Source organism: Arthrobacter tecti, from assembly GCF_054511355.1.
On the sequence record NZ_JBTNCT010000002.1, the window covers coordinates 73530 to 90350 of the forward strand.

Sequence of the window (16821 nt, forward strand, 5' to 3'; positions counted from 1 at the left end):
CTATTGAACTGCTGAAAAAGGCTGCGCACAGCAGTACCGTTGAAGGACAAGCGCGGAGGAAAAGCAGTTTCGAGAACACCGTAATGATGGAGGAATCATGACCACGGAAATCACCGAAGTATCCGACTGCACCGTTCACAATTGCGCCTTCAACCACGATGGGTGCACCGCTTACGCAATCACGGTCAGCGGCAGCCCCGAGCACGCTTCCTGCGCCACGTTCATCGACACTTCCGAAACCGGTGGATTGCCCATGGTGCTGGCTCACGTGGGAGCCTGTCAGCGCAACGAGTGCGTTCACAACAGCCACCTGATGTGCCAGAAGCACGATGTGAAGATCGGCTCAGGCTCGGACCTCGCGGATTGCCTCTCCTACGAAGCACGCCAGGGCTCAGCCCTTTAGTACCTCAGTCCATGAGAGCTCTCTCATGAACGGCTCACCAACATCTCATAGCGGGCTGGCTAAATGGGAACCCTGCGGCACACACCACGCTGCGGGGAAAGTTGGGGCCGATCATGGCACGGGAAAAACGCCGCACACTGCGCGTCATTCTGTACTCGCACGATTCGCAGGGCCTGGGCCACACGCGGCGTAACCTCGCTCTGGCCCACGCCCTCACCAACGGCCTCAAGGAGTCCGGCCGCGAAGTCAGCGGGATGCTGGTCACCGGCGTTGCAGGGGCCACCCGGTTTGAGCCGCCCGAGGGTTGGGACTGGGTTGTGGTGCCCGGGATCACCAAGGGCACAAACGGCTACCTCCCGCGAAACCTCGCGATCAAACCGAAGAAACTCATCAAGCTGAGGTCTTCGCTGATCGGGGCGGTACTCGAAGACTTCCGTCCCCACCTGGTTGTCATCGACCGGCATCCGTTCGGTGTGGACCACGAACTCGCCGACGGGCTGGACCGCCTGCGCCGGAAGCGTCCTGGCTGCCGGATTGTCCTCGGCCTCCGCGAAGTTCTCGACCGTCCGGCCACAGCACGCAAGGAATGGGACGCCCTGGACCTCGATCAGGTGCGCAACGACTTCGACGAGTTATGGGTCTACGGTGATCCCGAGGTCCACAACCCGGTGCACACCGGTGAGATCCCGCCCGAACTCACGCATCTCGTGCGGCACACGGGGTACCTATCCGCGGGCCGTCCGGTCCGCCGTCGTACCAGCAGCACCGGCGTTCCCTATGTGGTGACCATGGCCGGCGGAGGCTCGGACGGACTTGACGTCCTGTTGACCGCGGCCCGCGCAGCCGTCCCGGCAGGTCACGAACACCTCATCATCACCGGCCCGCAGATGCCCAAGGCGCACCGCGCGCAGATCGAAGCGGCAGCGCAGCCGGGCACCGAAGTGCTTGGGTCTGTGCGGGACGCCCTGTCGGAAATCCGGGACGCGGCCGCCGTCGTCGCCATGGGCGGTTACAACACCGTGTGCGAGATCATGAGCACCACCACGCCGGCGCTCATTGTCCCGAGGGTGCATCCCCGGAGGGAGCAGCTCATCCGTGCCCGCTCACTTGCGCGGCACCAACTGCTGGACTTCTGCCACCCGGACCAGTTCACCCCGAATGCTCTTTCTACGTGGCTCGATGACGTGGCCGGCACGCAGGTGCAGCGGACCGGCGTGTTGCTCGACGGGCTGGCCGCCGCCTCCAGGTTCGCTGAGGAACTCCTTGCAACACCGGGCGCCATCACGCACAACTCCACGGATTGGCAGCATCATGCAGCCGGCTAGGCCTGCGCGGATCGGGTACGTCCTGAAAATCTACCCCCGCTTCTCGGAGACGTTCATTGTCACCGAGATCCTCGCCCGCGAAGCCGCCGGGGAAGAACTGGAGATCTTTTCCCTGCGCCCGCCGGTGGATCCACGGTTCCACCCCGAGCTTGGACGTGTGCAGGCACCGGTCACCTACGTGACACGTCCGCAGAAGCTTTCCGAGGGTTGGCCCATCATCGCCGCCGCACACCGCGGCATCCCGGACTTCGCCCAGCGCTTCGCCGCGCTCCTGCCGGAAATTGCCGACGCCGAAGCCTCCGAGGTGCACCAGGGCATCGAGCTCGCAACCCGCGTGGTGGAACGTGGCATCACGCACCTGCACGCGCACTTCGGGTCGATCGCCGCACGCACCGCCAGTATCGCCTCGGCCCTGACCGGCGTTCCGTTCTCCTTCACGGCGCACGCCAAGGACATCTACCACGAACTGGTGGACCATCAGGAGCTTGTGCGCCTCCTCAAGGAGGCCCACCACACGGTCACGGTGAGCGACTTCAACCTCCGTTACCTTTCCGAGCTTGCCCCGTCAGCAGCGGAAACCATTCACCGCATTTACAACGGGCTGGAACTGGACCGCTTCCCGTTCGAGGCTCCAACGCCCGTTCATTCACCTTTCCGCGTGGCGGCAGTCGGGCGGCTTGTCGAGAAGAAGGGGTTCGGGCTGCTGATCGAAGCTGTTCGGCTGCTTGTGGAATCGGGGCTTGAAGTGGATCTGCGTATTGCGGGCGGCGGCGAACTCGCCGAAGACCTGGCTGCCCAGATCAGCGCCAACGGTCTGACCGGGCATGTGCGCCTCCTCGGCCCACGCACACAGAGTGAGGTGATTGAGCTCCTGCGCTGGGCAGATACCTTCGCGGCTCCCTGCGTGATCGGCGCGGACGGCAACGCGGACGGACTCCCGACGGTGCTGCTGGAAGCCATGGCAATGGGAGTGCCCTGCATCGGGTCCGACGTCACCGGCATCCCGGAGGTCCTGCTCACGGACGACGACGGCGGCAGCACCGGACAGCTTGTCCGTGCAGGGAGCGTCGGTGACCTGGTGCAGGCGCTGCGCACGGCCGCCTCCCCCGACTTCGACAGGACCGGTACGGCGCACGCCGCACGCCGGCTCATCGAACAGAACTTCGACTCCCGGGTTCAGTCCGCCCACCTGCGGACGCTCCGCGAAGGAGTCTCCCCGGAGGCACCCGAACTCGAGCGGGTGACGCCGTGAAGCGCCTCGCCTACCTGTGCGTGGACCCCGGTGTGCCGGTCTTCGGCAGCAAAGGGGCATCTGTCCATGTACAGGAGATTGTCCGTGCCTGGCGGAGCCGGGGTTACGAGGTGACAATCTACTGCACCCGCAAAGGCAGCGAAGTTCCCGCCGATCTCAGCGACGTCCCGGTAGTCACCGCGCCCGTCACGGGCAAGGGCGCCGAACGTGAGCGTTCGCAGGCCAAGGCCGCCGGCGAGCTTGCTGACCGGATCACCGGCGACGGCGCCGCGGCCGTCTACGAGCGCTACTCCCTCTTCAGCGACGGACTGGCGAGGGTTACTGCCGCGCTGGATGTCCCCGGTTTCCTGGAGGTCAACGCGCCACTGATTGATGAGCAGCGCATTCACCGCACGCTCCACGACGAAGCAGCAGCCCAGGACGCACTCCAGGTTCAGGTGGGAGCAGCGGTACGCACGGTCTGCGTTTCCGACCCGGTGGCGCGCTGGGTTCGTGACCGCGTCGATGTACCGCAGCACGACCGCATCCGCACGGTCGCCAACGGTGTGAACGTCCGCCGCATCCGGCCCGCCGCGGAGGCACCAGGCACACCGGTGGTTGCCTTCGTTGGCACCCTCAAACCCTGGCACGGCGTTGAAACCCTTATTGAGGCGCAGGCTGCGGGATCGGGAGACTGGACAGTGCGGGTGGTTGGTGATGGTCCGCAGGGTGAGGAACTGCGTAACCTTGCGGCGAAGATCGGTGCGGACGTCGAGTTCACGGGCGCCGTTCCGCCCGAGTCAATTCCCGAGGCGCTCGCCGGATGCGCCATCGCCGCCGCGCCCTACCCCCGGACGCAGGACGCCAATGACCAGTACTTCTCCCCGTTGAAGATCTATGAATACTGTGCGGCAGGCTTGCCGGTGGTCGCGTCCCGTGTGGGCCAGGTGCCGCAGATAATCGACGACGGCGTCACCGGGCTCCTGGTTGAGCCCTCGGATCCGCGGGCGCTGGCCGCGGCCATCGACGAACTGGCGGCGGCACCGGTGGCCCGGGCAGCGATGTCCTCAGCGGCACGCGGGATGGCCACCGGGAGCCATAGCTGGGACAGCGTCCTGGAACGCATCGTGGACGGAGTGAAACTATGAGCACCACAGTGTCTCCCCTGCGCCGGACCCTCGGCATCCTGACACCGCACCTTAGTGGTCAGAAGCTGCTCATGGCGGGCGGCGTCGTCGTGCTGTTGTTTGAAGTGGCCTTCCGGGTTCTGGAGCCGTGGCCGGTGAAGTTCGTGGTGGATGCTGTTACCCGTAGCCTCGGGGCGGACTTCGCGGGCACCGGTCCGGTTGCCACGCCGATGCTGCTCCTGGCGTGCGGTGCGGCGCTGGTGTTCTTCACCGGCATGCGCGCGGTCTGCAACTTCTTTGCCACACTGGCCTTTGCCCTGGTGGGCTCCCGCGTGGCGACGAAGCTGCGCGGCAAGGTCTTCGATCACGTGCAGTCGCTGTCCACGCGCTACCACTCGGCGAACCGCAGCGGTGACACGGTGCAACGCCTGGTGGGCGACGTGGGACGGCTCCAGGAGGTCTCCGTGACCGCGGGCATGCCGCTCCTCGCGAACTGCATCACGCTCGTGGCGATGGCCGGCGTCATGTTCTGGCTGGACCCGCTGCTGGCGCTCGTGGTGATCGTTGCCTGTGCCGGGTTCGTCCTGCTCTCCAGGATCAGCACCGGCAAGATCACCATCGCCGCCCGTAAGACCCGCAAGGGTGAGGGTTCGCTGGCGAATACGGCGCAGGAAAGCCTCGGAGCTATTCGCGTGGTCCAGACCTATGGGCTGGAGCGTACCCTCGCCGACAGGTTCGGCAGCAGCAACCAGAAGACCCTCAAGGAAGGCGTGAAGTCCCGTCGTCTCGCCGCCGCGCTGGAACGCCGGACCGATGTGATCGTCGGTGTTGCTACCGCCGTCGTTCTGGCCGGCGGCGGATGGCGTGTTGTCCAGGGCGCAATGACCCCGGGTGATCTGGTGCTGTTCCTCATGTACCTGAAAACGGCCATGAAGCCCCTGCGCGACCTCGCGAAGTACACGGGCAGGATCGCGCGGGCAACGGCGTCGGGTGAACGGGTGGCCGAACTGCTCGAGGAGAAGGTGGACATCACCGACTCCCCCACCGCGATGCCGCTCGGCAAGGTCTGGGGTGAACTCGAGTTCCGGAACGTGTCCGCGTCCTACGGCGATGGACCGCCGGTGCTGTCCGGGCTCAACCTCTCCTTGCAGGAGGGCCGCAACACGGCGATTGTGGGGCCTTCGGGTTCGGGGAAGTCAACGCTCGTCTCGCTGCTGGTGCGCATGATGGATCCGATGGACGGTTCGGTTCGCCTGGACGGGATTGACGTCAAGGACATCACCCTGTCCTCACTTCGCGCGAACGTGAGCCTGGTGCTGCAGGACGCCGTGCTCTTCACGGGAACGCTGCGTGAGAACATCCGGTTCGGGCGCCTCGATGCCTCCGATGAGGACATCGAGAGGGCGGCCCGGCTGGCCCAGGCGCACGGATTCATCTCCGCCTTCCCTGACGGGTACGAAACCGTGGTCGGTGAACGCGGTGGAACACTCTCCGGTGGGCAACGGCAGCGGATCGCGATCGCGCGTGCCCTGCTGCGGGATGCGCCGGTGGTGATTCTCGATGAGGTCACCACGGGTCTCGATCATGATGCGCGTTCTGAGGTGCTCGAAGCCCTCTCCACCCTGACGGCCGGACGCACCACGGTGACCATCACGCATGAAGCGTCCGTGGCGTTGAAAAGCGACCGGCTGGTGTGGCTTCAGGACGGGCGTGTCCTGTTGGACGGCACGCCCGATGAGCTCATGCGCTATCCCCTCTTTGCCCGCTGGGTGGAGCAGCAGCGTAAGTCCCAGGATGAGCAGCCGGAATCGCCTGTCGTCACGGTCGGGAGCGTTCAATGAGTTGCGTGACTACGCCCCTGGATCCCGGTTTGGCGGCTCTCGATCTGTTTTTCGACGCCGATGCCCTCAGTTCCCTCCTTGGCCGTCCGGCGCGCGCGGGTCACCTGCGCTGGAAACGGGGTGTCTCGGCGGTCGCCCGCCTGCACGACGACGACGGCGTGCGCTGGGTCGCCGCGTACAGCACGGACGCGTCGGTGAAGTTGGAGAAAACCTTCCGGCGCGCAGTCGCTCATGGGATACCGCTGGAGCAGCATGAGATTGACGGCGGAGTGCTGGCGAGCGGGCCGATTGCATTGGATCCCCGGTTGTACGGCGCGCTGCGACCGTTTCGCGGGTTCGGCGACTACTTCGCCTCCCCCGCTTTGCGGGTGCTCAAGTACAACCCGTTCCGCCGGCTGGTCTTCGCGGTTGACAGCCCCGACGGTGGCACCCTGGTGGGCAGGGTCAGCGTCGCCGCGCCGTGGACCACGCCGGACATGCTCGCCGGGCTTGCCGCGAACGGTGTCCCGCTGCTGGTTCCGCTTTCAAAACCCGAGCTCGATCCGCAGACGCCGACGGGAAAGCACGTCCACTACCTGCCCTGGTACGGCGAGGGTGACCTCAGCACCGTGCAGCCTGCGCAGGCGGGCGCGGCTTCCTACGCCGCCGGTGAAGCGCTCTCGCTCCTGCACCGGCAGCCTCCCGTACATCAGTCGCACGCGTGGCGGGCTCCGGCCGGCCGCCTGACGTCGCTCGTCCGGGAGAATGCCGCCCTGATGCCCGAGAACGGGGACCGATTGGCACGCGTGCGCAGCGCGTTGGAGCCGCTGCTGCGCCGGCCGGGCCGCGCGGCGATGATTCACGGGGATTTCTCCGCCGATCAGGTGCTCGTGGATGGAAGTGACGTACGGCTGATCGACTTCGAACGGTGTACGTACGGAGCCGCTGCATCGGATTTGGGCAGCTTCGCGGCCATGGAGGCACTGGCGGCGGACTCCCCGGCGGGCGATGACGTGCTGACGCTGCCCCGCACCGCCGCGCTCCTAGACGGCTACAGTGCCGGGCCGGATGCGGTCAACGAATCCGAGGTGCTGGGCTGGACGGTCTTCTTCCTGTTGAACCGGCTGCGTGAGCCGTTCCGCGCCTGCACGCCCGGGTGGAGGCAGCAGATGGATGACCGTCTCGCGATGATCGAAGGGGCTCTCTGGTGATGCACGTTCCGGAACACCTCGCGGACAGGCACGGGACCGAGCTGAACGTGCAGCGGGCATGGCCCCGCGACGGCGGACGGCTGATTTTCGAGGCCGTGGATGCAGGGAACGGCCGGATACGCGCGGGCACCATCGATGCTGCGGGGTTCGCGAGGATTGCCCCCTTCGGTGAGGATCCGGTGCTGCGCGGACTCACACCGGCCGCGATGGAAGGCGATCTGCTGGTGCACCGTTACAAGCGGCGCGCGGTCGTCCGCTCGGAGACGCTTTACACCAAGTTTGTCGCTCCGGGGAAGGCGGCGGCGGTGGCCTCAGCGCACCGCTCGGTGGCTGCAAAACTGGCGGACAGCGGGTTGGCGGTTCCCCGCGTTGTTACCGCCGGTGAGAGCAGCGTTGCCGTCAGCGCGGTCCCGGGCGTGAGCCTGCATGACCTGGGTCAGCGCAGTGGCCTGGACGCAGCCGACCTGTGGGTCAGGGCATGGCAGATCTGGTCCTTGCGCTGGCCCCGGTTCGCAACGACGCCGGGGCTGGACTACGGCTCCATGCCGACGCACGACGCACGGGCGGAAGCGCAGACCGTCAGCCGCTGGGTTGATCAGGCTGTGTCTTTCGACGCGCTGGGGCTACCTGCGGACAGGTTGCGCCGTGTGCAGGCGCGCGTGGCCCGGGCGCTGGCTGACGATACCTCTCCGGCGGTACTGGCGCATCGGGATCTGCACGACAAACAGCTTCTCTTCAACGCCGGCACCTCCTCGATCGGTGTGATCGATTGCGACACCCTTGCCCTGGCCGAACCTGCCCTCGATCTCGCGAACCTGATGGTCCATCTGGACTTCCGGGTTGCGCAGGGTTTGATGACTGCGGAGGCGTCCGCGATCGGGAAGCACTACATCCTGGATGCCGCGGGCGGCATGGGCGTTCCGATGGGACGCTTGCGCGCGTATGCGTCAGCGACGGCCCTCCGGCTGGCCTGCATTTACGCTTTCCGTCCCCCGTACCGGGACGTTGCTGTGGCGTGGTTTGACAGGATTGAGTCCGGTAGGGACTTGGACCGGGAGCCCGACCAGGCTCGAATGTGACCTGTCCCATAGCGCGCGTCACTGCTCCATAACGGTGTTATCCCGATTCGCTAACGGCCCTGCGACACGCGGGAAAAGCTCAGCTAGCTGTTCAATACTGGAGCCATGGGGACGCAACAGTTTGAGGAAACGGTCAAGATAAAAGTGCGGCGCGTTTTGCGCTGGGATTGCGCGCCGGCGCTGCTGGTGCTGCTTGCGGTGGCGATCTTCTGGATCGGCGGCTCTCTCGAGTGGTTCGAGATGCTCAGCGTGCCGCAGAACGCGGTGGGCAGCGTCATCGGGCTCTATCTGATGCTCGCTGCGGTGGCGGGCTCGATCGTGCTGGGCGGCGGCGCCGTCGTTGACCTCGCCCGCAGGCTGAACCGCCGCACCAACCGCGACGAGTGACGGCGCCCGCCTAACGCACTCCGCCGGTCTGCGCTGTGCCGACTACGGTTCCACGCTGCGCCGGTCTGCGCTGTGCCGACTACGGTTCCACGCTGCGCCGCCGGCTTTCCTCCGAAGGCGCCACCGACACCACGCCACTTCTCCTCCCCAAAGGGGTTGATTCGGCTGCACTTTTCAACGTAGCGGAGTAGACCCTTGCTCCAGGATTTCGCCTGCGGTGCACTCATTGCATGCAATGCCTGCATCGCAGGCGAAATTCAGAGAGAAGGAACCCATGCCGAATATCAGTATTCGCGGCATTGACCAGCACACGGCGGATGAGATCAGGCGCATTGCCGCCTCGAACGGACGCTCCATGCAAGCCGAACTGCGCCTGCTCCTCCGTCGGTTCGCGGACTTGCCCTGGGAATCACAGCTGGCTAACTATCCGGCCGCGATGCTTCCGCTGCCTCGCTGGTACACCGACCTGCGGCGTACCTCCGTCGACTTCGTCAGGCTCAGCCCCGCACTTCTTCCGCCGCGCCGCTCCGTCTTCCGAATACTTGACCTGCCGATGCAGAGCGTCGATACCCACCCGCAGCGGGGAGTTGCGGCGTGATGATCATGGACTCGGATGTGCTGCTGGCCCTGGTCCGGACAGATAATACTGCGGTCGAGGAGTGGGTGAAGGAACTTCCCGCCAAGCCTCATACCACCGCATTGGCCCTGGCGGAGGTCTATGCCGCGATCCGCCGGGCACCGGAGACGATCTTCCGTGAAGCCCGCCACCGCGCAATGCGGGCGGCGCTCGACGGCGCGCTCCACCGGCGGGTTCTCCCCTTCGATGAGAAGGCCGCGGCTGAACTCGCCACGCTCGCGATGACGCCTCACCCGGAGGGACACACATACGCGCTCGCGACCCTCATTCCGGCCGCTACCGCGCGCGTTCTCGACATGAAAATCGCCACGGGACGCCCGGAGGATTTCCTGGGTATTGATATCGAGCTGGAGATTCTGAAGCTGACGGGCGCCTGACCCGGACATCGACTCTCCCCAAATGGTCCTTCTGAGGGCGCTGAGCCCCGTCAAAAAGACCATTTGGGGAGAGTCGATGGAGTAAGTGGTGCGGACCCTCAGGCGAGGGGCGAAGCCGGAAGAGGCACGGGCACTGCAACCGGCACCGCAGGGACGGCAACCGGCGCGGCAGCGACGGCTGCGGCTTTGGGCCGCCCGAGCGCGCGGTAGGTCCATCCGGCGTCACGCCAGACCGAGGGTTCCAGACAGTTGCGGCCGTCCACGATGGCCGGGCGCGCAACCAAGCGGGCGAGAGCTGCAGGATCGAGCGTCCGGTACTGTTCCCATTCGGTCAGGACCACCACGGCGTCTGCGTTCTGGACGGCTTCCTCCACGGAGGTGGTGTAGGCCAGCTCCGGGAAGCGCCGGGCAGCGTTCGGGACTGCCTCAGGATCGCACGCGGTGACGGCCGCGCCCTGCAGTTGGAGCTGCGCGGCAACACTGAGTGCGGGTGAATCGCGCACGTCGTCGGAATTTGGCTTGAATGCGAGTCCCAGCACCGCAATGCGCTGGCCGAGCAGAGAACCCCCGCAAACCTCACGGGTTAGGTCCACCATGCGGGAGCGGCGGCGCATGTTGATGGAGTCCACCTCGCGCAGGAAAGTCAGGGCCTGGTCGGCACCGAGTTCGCCGGCGCGTGCCATGAACGCGCGGATGTCCTTGGGCAGGCACCCGCCGCCGAACCCGAGGCCGGCGTTGAGGAACTTCCGGCCGATCCGGACGTCGTGCCCAATGGCATCAGCAAGCAGCGACACATCGGCGCCCGATGCCTCGCACACCTCAGCCATCGCGTTGATGAAGGAGATCTTCGTCGCGAGGAACGCGTTCGCGGACACCTTGACGAGCTCAGCAGTCTCATAGTCCATGACCAGGCGCGGCCGACCGTCGGCGAGCGCCTGCGCATAAACCTCGTCGAGGATCAGCTGGGCGCCATTCGCGGGGTCGGCCAAGCCGTACACCAGCCGGTCGGGCTCAAGTGTGTCCTGCACGGCGAATCCCTCGCGCAGGAATTCCGGGTTCCACACCAGCGAGGCGCCCGGGCAACCCTCGGCGATCCGTTGGGAGAGATCGCGCGCTGTCCCGACAGGGACCGTGGACTTGCCCACCACGATGTCGCCGGGACGCAGATAGGGAAGAAGTGCGTCAACTGCGGCGTAGACGTGGGTGAGGTCCGCTCCGTTTTCGGTGCGCTTCTGCGGTGTACCGACGGCAACAAAGTGCACTGCCGAGCCGGCGGCGTCGGCCATGTCGGTGGAGAAGCGCAGCCTGCCGGTGCCCAGTGACTCGGCGAGGAGTTCGGGGAGACCGGGTTCGAAGAAGGGCGCCTGTCCTTCGTTGAGGCCCGCGATCTTTGCGGGGTCGACGTCGATACCTACGACCTCGTGTCCCAGCTTCGCCATGCAGGCTGCATGGACCGCGCCCAGATACCCGCACCCAATGACAGATAACCGCATGATGAATCCCCTAGCTGCATTCGTTGATGTTCCTGATGTTGCTCTGTGAAACACCGTACGGACGCCGCATGGGGTGCAGATGAACTAGAGATGAGAGTTAGATGAGACGCGGCTGTCCGCTCGGTGCAGGGCGGCGTCCGAGGAGGATCTAGGCGGGCTCGAGGTACCAGAGGCGCGTCTCGCCGTACTTCTTCTCAGCGAAGCGAGCCAGGCCCTCCGGCCAGTCCGGCTCCCCCGAGCGTGCGGAGCGTTCCAGTACGACGACGGCGCCTTCCGCCAGGTGCTGAGCCAGCGCCGCGAGGATGGCCATCAACGGGCCGTCCCCAAGAGGATACGGCGGGTCAAGGAACACCAGGTCCCACAGCGCATCGGCAGGAACCCGGTTCAGATACGATTCGACTTTCGAGCGGTGCACCCGCACGCAGGTCCAGCCGAGTACGGAGTTGATCGCTTCGGCGTTCGTTCGGCAGACCGCGGCTGCGCGGTCTGCGGACTCCACGAGGTCAACAGTGGCCGCTCCCCTGCTCGCGGCTTCGACGCCGAGCGATCCGGAGCCGGCGAACAGATCCAGCACATGCGCGCCGGTGAGGATGTTGTATGCGTCGAGCCGGGAGAACATTGCTTCCTTGACGCGATCGGTGGTGGGCCGGGTGGCCTGCCCCGCCACGCTGGTCAGTGTTGTTCCCCCTGCCGCGCCGGCGATGATTCGACTCATGAGGAGAAATCCTATTCCACCCGCCCGATGAACAGCTGAACTGTAATGATTTTTGCATCGGATGCAGCGGAGCGTCATCGGGTGTCGTTCGCCGAACAAAAGATCCGAAGCCTACTGGTGGAAACGCGTCCGGCGTGTTGCAATAAGTCCAGCCGAAAAGCAGCCGCGACAGCGAATGTGCGTCCGGCCCGCGCCGCTCAAGGGGGACTTGAGGGCTTTTCATGGAAAGACACTACAAATGAATACTCGTTCCTGCCTGCTCACCGTAGGTGTCTCAGCACTACTGGTAACCGGCTCGGCGTTTGCCGCGGCCCCGGCAACAGCAGCACCGAACTCCAGCGAATGTGTGACCGCACAGAGCGCCCTCAGCTTTGAACTTGGTGTAGCCTCCGTTGATTTGACTCTGGCGAACGACCTGCGTGATGCAACGGGAAGGCTGGATATTGTTGGCCCAGAACTCGATGAGGCGTTTCTTCAGGCGGACCTTTCAACCAGCGACGAATTCGCTGCCGTCGAGGTTGCGCATCAGGCAGTCAACGTCGCCATTGCCAATAGCGACGCAGCGAGCCTCCGGTACGACGGAGCTCTCACCACAAACGATGAGGCGTTGACCCGCCTCGCTCAGGCGGAAAAAGCCGTCGCAGACGTGCCCCTTGGCGATGATGCAGCTCTCGCTTTGGCCGTCGCGGAAAGGGACGCGGCGCAACTGGCGGCTAACGCGGCGGTTGAAGCGATTGTGCAGGCGGAGGCGGATATAGAAGAAGCAGCCATTGCTCTGCATGCCGCTTTCGTAGCATCGGAAGAGGCGGATCTCATCTTCGAAACCGCCTCAACGGCGGCGTTCTCCTCTCCGAAGATCCTTGATCTGCAGGCGCAGTATGGTCGCGCAATAACGGATATCGACAGCGCCCTTGCAGCGCTGGGCGCGACCGCTGGGGTGGACACGCGCAAGCTGATTGCCCTCGGCGACGCCGCCATCGCTGCGTGCTCCGGTGCCGTAGTGAAGCCTGCTGTCACGGTTGCGGTACCGCAGCAGCAGCAGCAGCGCGGCCTGAACATCCAGACCGCAGCAGTGTCCGACGCCGGAGCCACGGACCCGGCGAACGTCGCCTTCCTGCTCGGGCTGGCCGGACTCGAGGCAGTAGCTGCGGCCGGCGCCGTCGTCGTAGTTCGCCGTCGCAGCGTAGAACGCGGCTAACCCAAGCGCATGACAGAACCACAGCACGAAGCTGCCCCCGCTTCCCGTCCGCGCTTGCGGTACTGGGGGGCGGGGGCGGCTGTGCTGGCCACGCTGGCGCTGGGGTCGGCACTCATCGGCGGAATCGGGCCGGAAGCACCTCCCGAAACCGCTCCCACCCCCGCGGCAACCAGCGCAACTGCGGCACCTGCACCAACACCGACCACAGCCGAAGCCTCAGAACCGGATGAAGGACCCGAAGCCGCGGCACCGGAGCGGCTGGTTGTCGAGTCCGCGGGGATCGACGTCGCGGTTCTGCCGCTGACGCCCACGCCACAGGACCAAGCGTCGCAGTCCCTGGTTCCGCCGTTCACCCTGGACGGGTATTGGCTGACCAACTACGGGATGCCCGGCAGCGGCTCGAAAGACACCACCTACATCACCGGGCATAGCTGGGAAGACCGCGAAGCACCGTTCAACCACCTCAGCACGGACACCGAGGTGGGAGATGAGGTCATCCTGCACACCGAGTCCGGTGAGCAGCGGTACGAGGTCGACTCCATCACCACCCATGACAAGGACACCCTGAAGGACAGCGACATTTGGGACATCGTGCCCAACCGCCTGGTACTCATCAGCTGCTACACAGAAGACCCCTGGGGCAAGAACGTGGTGGTCACGGCAGTCCCAGCGAACGAGGCCTAACCTTCAACAAAGAGCTACTGGGCGCCCTGCCGTCCGTTCGCGTCATCAAGCAGATACGGCTCCGGATCGCTTGACGCACGCGGGTTGGAGTTCAACCACGAGGCAAAGCCCCGCGGGTTCCTACGCTCCAGTTCCTCCAGGTAGAACCTGCGCTTTTGCGTCAGCTGCTCCAGCTCCTGCTCTGTCTTGGCGCTGATAACTGCGAGGAAGCTCACCCGCCACGCCCTGCACAGCTGTGCTGTGTTGAGCCGGCGCACGCGTTCAGAGAGATCCGTTGCCTCAGCAGGGGCCGTGCGGGCTTCCGGAAGGGATTCCTCCCGAAGCCCGGCGCCCAGCCAGCGAAATGCCTGAAGCAGTAATTTCTTCATGGATGCCATCGACTCCGATCAGAAACCGCGCTGACGGCGCTCGGTTCCTTCTGTCTCGACCTCTTCCTTGTGGACGTCTTCAGAGACGGTCTCTTCATCCGTCACTGTTTCCTTGTCCAGGCGGACCCGTTCCACCGGTACGGCTTCCTTGTCCACTACCGGACGCTCCTCGTGAAGGGTGACCTCGTGCTCCTCTTCACTGATGTCCGGTCCGTCGTAGGCATCGCCGCGGTTGGCATCGGTAATGGGTTCGCGCTCAACACGGACCTCCTCGCGCTGCACCGGGACCGTCTCGGTCACGTTCTCCGTTACAACGTACTTGCGAAGGCGCGCACGTCCGGTTTCGCGGTCTTCGGTTCCCACGTGAAGTCGTTCTTCGGAGCGGGTCATGGCGTCATCGGTGGTGGGACCGGACGTGTCATGGCCGACAGTGCGGTCACCCCGGTCCGCGTCGTATGGGTCGCGATCCCGGTCGCGGTCGCGGCCGCCGACGTCGGCAATTCCCGCACGGGAATCACCCATGTCATCGGAGCCGGTGGTGGTGCCGGCGTACGTCCCGTGGTCGGCAGGCGATCCGTCGTCGTACCCGTTGCCCGTGCCGGTACCCGGCCGGGTCAGGGCGTAGTGACTGTAGAGCTCCTCTTCCTCTGCTTCGCTGAGGTTCTGGTCCGGATCCACCTTGGGCGCATCCTTTACCTGATCCTTGGTGTAGGCAATTCGAACATCCTCGCCATCCATATTTGCGCCCTGAAGCGGGGCAAATGACTCGGATGTACCGAAGAGGCCGGTGCGCACTGTCACCCAACTGGGCTCACCCGTGTGGTCGTCGACGTAGACCTGTCCGGCAGATCCGATCTTGTTGCCGTCCTGGTCAACCACGTTTCCGTTGCCGTCGAGAATCCGGTCAATGTGTTCCTGCGTGATCATGTCGTCTCCTTGAAGTTGATTGGCTCAAGGACTCCCCCGAAATGTCCCGGTGGATCAAGACTAGACACTGTAGACGCCTAATTGGAAGCATGCTTATTAGTTTTTTATGGGCTTGTGAACCGGTACCGGGTGTTGCGAGCCAGCTGCATACCGCTAAACTGGCGAAAGGTTCAGCAGCGAGCCACGAGATCTTTCAACCTTGTGGGAGTGCACCTAAATGGACGCTCATGTGGACTCTGATTTCGAGCCCTACCTCCAATACTTGATCAGCAATGATGTTTACGCAGGCTTCGGCATTGCGCCACCCGCCGATGACACCTTTCCAGTAGACCTCTCCGCAGTGCCGGAGTCTGAACTGGCGCAGATGTCCGATGCCCTCTTCGAGGAACTCGACTCCGAATCACCGAATCTGCGGGCTATGGAGCGCTACGAGGCAATTTGCGACGAGCTGCGGCTTCGAGAGTTGAAATCGGGCGTAGCCTGATTCGCCAGCAGCCTGACGTTCGCCGTCAGGCGTCGTGCTGCTCTCCTGCGCTCCCCTGCGACCGTGAATCGCGTCCGGATTCCGCGTGCCCGTGCCGCTCCTCAGCAATGTCGTCGCAATAGGGCGCGCGGGGCGGCGGAGCCATTTCGTCGATCATTTCGTTGACGGCGTGCGCCAGGATGTCTCTCTGGAGCGGAGGCAACGAATAGGAAGCATGCAGGAAGGCTTCTATTTCATACTCCCCAACGGTTCCGCCGATGCTGAAGTAGTACATCCAGACATCATTGATCGCGAAACGTGAGTGGCGTACTGCTTTGCCGATGAGGCGCCGCTGGGTCTCCTCATTTCCAGCGTCGCTGTTCCCCTGTGGTGATCTGGAATTCATTGTGCGTGCCTTATGCGTGCTTCACCGGGCGATCCGAGATGAGCCGCTCCGCCACTGATCGGAGGGTCACGCGCTGTGTTCGCGATTGACGAATCATCTCTACAGTGGCCGCCTCTTCGTCAAGGTTGAGCCGTTCCATCAGGATTCCCTTGCCCACACTGATGGCATTGCGGCTGCTCAGCGACTCGACCAGTGTGGCGCTCAGCTTGGCTGGAAGCGCCGAGGTTTGCACATGTGAAAGGAGGATTGCCGACGGTTCGGCGAAGCGCACAAGCGTTTGCACCGCGTACTTGTCGAAGGCATCCGCATCCGCCGCGTAAACCTTCAGCGCACCAAGCGGTTCAGCATTGTAAATCAAGGGGACACTCACGACCGACCGTACGGGCTCTGCATAGACCGACGCCGTCCAGCGCGGCCAGCGTGTTTCCGCACCTAGATCGTTGATGATGACCGGCTGCCCGGACGCCCACGCAGTGAGGCACGGGCCTTCGCCGGCTTCGTACTGCAGATTGTCAAGCACACTCACCTGAGAATCCGTGCTGCCTGCGCTGGTTTTTCGCCCACGCGAATCGATGAGGGTTATGCCGGCGCCCAGAGCGCCTAACAGCGTCGCCTTAGCTGCAGCCGCCAGCTGGGTAATTGCCCGGTCTGCGGTCTCCTCAGTCAGCAGAAGATTGCTCACCCGAGCCATGGTGAGCGACAACTCATCGAGCGGGATGTCAGATTTCACGACGTGTCGCTCCCACCTTCCTTTGGATCGGGCCAACCGCAAACGACGGACGCCGACGCAGTCGAACCGATATCTTCAACCCTACTCTCCAATGCCCAGACAATCGACGGATGCCGGCGGCGCGGTAGAGTTAACTCACGGCCGAAATCGGTCGCAACACCAGCTTTTCGATCGTGAGCCTGAGTCTCACCTCGCCTGCGTAGTCACGGCGTCCGGGGTATTCCAGCATATTGCAGGGCG

The 16821-nt window shown here is 64.5% G+C and carries 19 protein-coding genes; 13 read left to right on the forward strand and 6 right to left on the reverse strand.

The window, feature by feature from the left end; translation table 11 throughout:
* Window positions 1-97: 97 nt before the first annotated feature.
* The 10 genes from ACX80C_RS02745 to ACX80C_RS02790 all read left to right on the forward strand — a co-directional run bounded on the left by ACX80C_RS02745 (window position 98) and on the right by ACX80C_RS02790 (window position 9597).
* Window positions 98-403 (forward strand): DUF1540 domain-containing protein, encoded by a 306-nt coding sequence (locus tag ACX80C_RS02745; RefSeq protein ID WP_459324697.1) that lies wholly within the window; start codon window positions 98-100, stop codon window positions 401-403.
* A 113-nt stretch (window positions 404-516) separates the two neighbouring features.
* Window positions 517-1728 carry a glycosyltransferase family protein gene (locus ACX80C_RS02750; protein ID WP_459324698.1) on the forward strand — a complete coding sequence of 404 codons (1212 nt, stop codon included), beginning with the start codon at window positions 517-519 and terminating at the stop codon, window positions 1726-1728.
* Window positions 1715-2980, forward strand: coding sequence for a glycosyltransferase family 4 protein (locus tag ACX80C_RS02755; RefSeq protein WP_459324699.1), 1266 nt, complete (start codon window positions 1715-1717; stop codon window positions 2978-2980). The genes ACX80C_RS02750 and ACX80C_RS02755 overlap by 14 nt, the downstream gene beginning before the upstream one ends.
* A complete protein-coding gene (locus ACX80C_RS02760; protein WP_459324700.1) occupies window positions 2977-4107 on the forward strand; it encodes a glycosyltransferase family 4 protein in 1131 nt (376 codons plus the stop codon). The genes ACX80C_RS02755 and ACX80C_RS02760 overlap by 4 nt, the downstream gene beginning before the upstream one ends.
* Entirely contained in the window at window positions 4104-5927 is a 1824-nt protein-coding gene (locus ACX80C_RS02765; RefSeq protein ID WP_459324701.1) for an ABC transporter ATP-binding protein, read from the forward strand. The genes ACX80C_RS02760 and ACX80C_RS02765 overlap by 4 nt, the downstream gene beginning before the upstream one ends.
* Window positions 5928-5932: 5 nt before the next feature.
* On the forward strand, window positions 5933-7117 hold the full coding sequence (locus ACX80C_RS02770) for a phosphotransferase family protein (protein ID WP_459324703.1): 1185 nt from the start codon (window positions 5933-5935) through the stop codon (window positions 7115-7117).
* Window positions 7117-8196: a phosphotransferase gene (locus ACX80C_RS02775; protein WP_459325085.1), complete on the forward strand. Its 1080-nt coding sequence runs from the start codon at window positions 7117-7119 to the stop codon at window positions 8194-8196. Before ACX80C_RS02770 ends, ACX80C_RS02775 begins: the two co-directional genes overlap by 1 nt.
* 105 nt (window positions 8197-8301) lie before the next feature.
* Complete coding sequence (locus tag ACX80C_RS02780) at window positions 8302-8583, forward strand: hypothetical protein (RefSeq protein WP_459324704.1); 282 nt, start codon at window positions 8302-8304, stop codon at window positions 8581-8583.
* Between the two features lie 274 nt (window positions 8584-8857).
* Window positions 8858-9181, forward strand: coding sequence for a FitA-like ribbon-helix-helix domain-containing protein (locus ACX80C_RS02785; RefSeq protein ID WP_459324705.1), 324 nt, complete (start codon window positions 8858-8860; stop codon window positions 9179-9181).
* Window positions 9178-9597: a PIN domain-containing protein gene (locus tag ACX80C_RS02790; RefSeq protein ID WP_459324706.1), complete on the forward strand. Its 420-nt coding sequence runs from the start codon at window positions 9178-9180 to the stop codon at window positions 9595-9597. Before ACX80C_RS02785 ends, ACX80C_RS02790 begins: the two co-directional genes overlap by 4 nt.
* A 98-nt stretch (window positions 9598-9695) precedes the next feature.
* Here ACX80C_RS02790 and ACX80C_RS02795 read toward each other — a convergent pair whose 3' ends face one another.
* A complete protein-coding gene (locus tag ACX80C_RS02795) occupies window positions 9696-11090 on the reverse strand; it encodes a UDP-glucose dehydrogenase family protein (protein ID WP_459324707.1) in 1395 nt (464 codons plus the stop codon).
* A 148-nt stretch (window positions 11091-11238) separates the two neighbouring features.
* The gene (gene rsmD / locus ACX80C_RS02800; protein ID WP_459324708.1) at window positions 11239-11805 is read right to left on the reverse strand and encodes a 16S rRNA (guanine(966)-N(2))-methyltransferase RsmD; all 567 of its coding nucleotides are present in this window, start codon (window positions 11803-11805) and stop codon (window positions 11239-11241) included.
* Window positions 11806-12043: 238 nt separating this feature from the next.
* Between rsmD and ACX80C_RS02805 the strand changes: the two genes are divergently transcribed.
* On the forward strand, window positions 12044-13003 hold the full coding sequence (locus ACX80C_RS02805; RefSeq protein WP_459324709.1) for a hypothetical protein: 960 nt from the start codon (window positions 12044-12046) through the stop codon (window positions 13001-13003).
* Between the two features lie 9 nt (window positions 13004-13012).
* Entirely contained in the window at window positions 13013-13687 is a 675-nt protein-coding gene (locus tag ACX80C_RS02810) for a class F sortase (protein ID WP_459324710.1), read from the forward strand.
* A gap of 14 nt (window positions 13688-13701) precedes the next feature.
* Here the strand turns inward: ACX80C_RS02810 and ACX80C_RS02815 are convergent, their stop codons facing one another.
* Together ACX80C_RS02815 and ACX80C_RS02820 are read right to left on the reverse strand one after the other, a co-directional pair.
* Window positions 13702-14055, reverse strand: a complete 354-nt coding sequence (locus ACX80C_RS02815) for a hypothetical protein (RefSeq protein ID WP_459324711.1) — start codon at window positions 14053-14055, stop codon at window positions 13702-13704.
* An 18-nt stretch (window positions 14056-14073) separates the two neighbouring features.
* The gene (locus tag ACX80C_RS02820) at window positions 14074-14982 is read right to left on the reverse strand and encodes a YsnF/AvaK domain-containing protein (RefSeq protein WP_459324712.1); all 909 of its coding nucleotides are present in this window, start codon (window positions 14980-14982) and stop codon (window positions 14074-14076) included.
* 229 nt (window positions 14983-15211) lie between these two features.
* Between ACX80C_RS02820 and ACX80C_RS02825 the strand changes: the two genes are divergently transcribed.
* Window positions 15212-15466 (forward strand): hypothetical protein, encoded by a 255-nt coding sequence (locus ACX80C_RS02825; protein ID WP_459324713.1) that lies wholly within the window; start codon window positions 15212-15214, stop codon window positions 15464-15466.
* A gap of 25 nt (window positions 15467-15491) precedes the next feature.
* On the opposite strand, the gene ACX80C_RS02830 is transcribed toward ACX80C_RS02825, so the two are convergent.
* Together ACX80C_RS02830 and ACX80C_RS02835 are read right to left on the reverse strand one after the other, a co-directional pair.
* Window positions 15492-15851, reverse strand: a complete 360-nt coding sequence (locus tag ACX80C_RS02830; RefSeq protein ID WP_459324714.1) for a hypothetical protein — start codon at window positions 15849-15851, stop codon at window positions 15492-15494.
* Between the two features lie 10 nt (window positions 15852-15861).
* Window positions 15862-16581, reverse strand: a complete 720-nt coding sequence (locus ACX80C_RS02835) for a GAF and ANTAR domain-containing protein (protein WP_459324715.1) — start codon at window positions 16579-16581, stop codon at window positions 15862-15864.
* Window positions 16582-16821 lie beyond the last annotated feature (240 nt).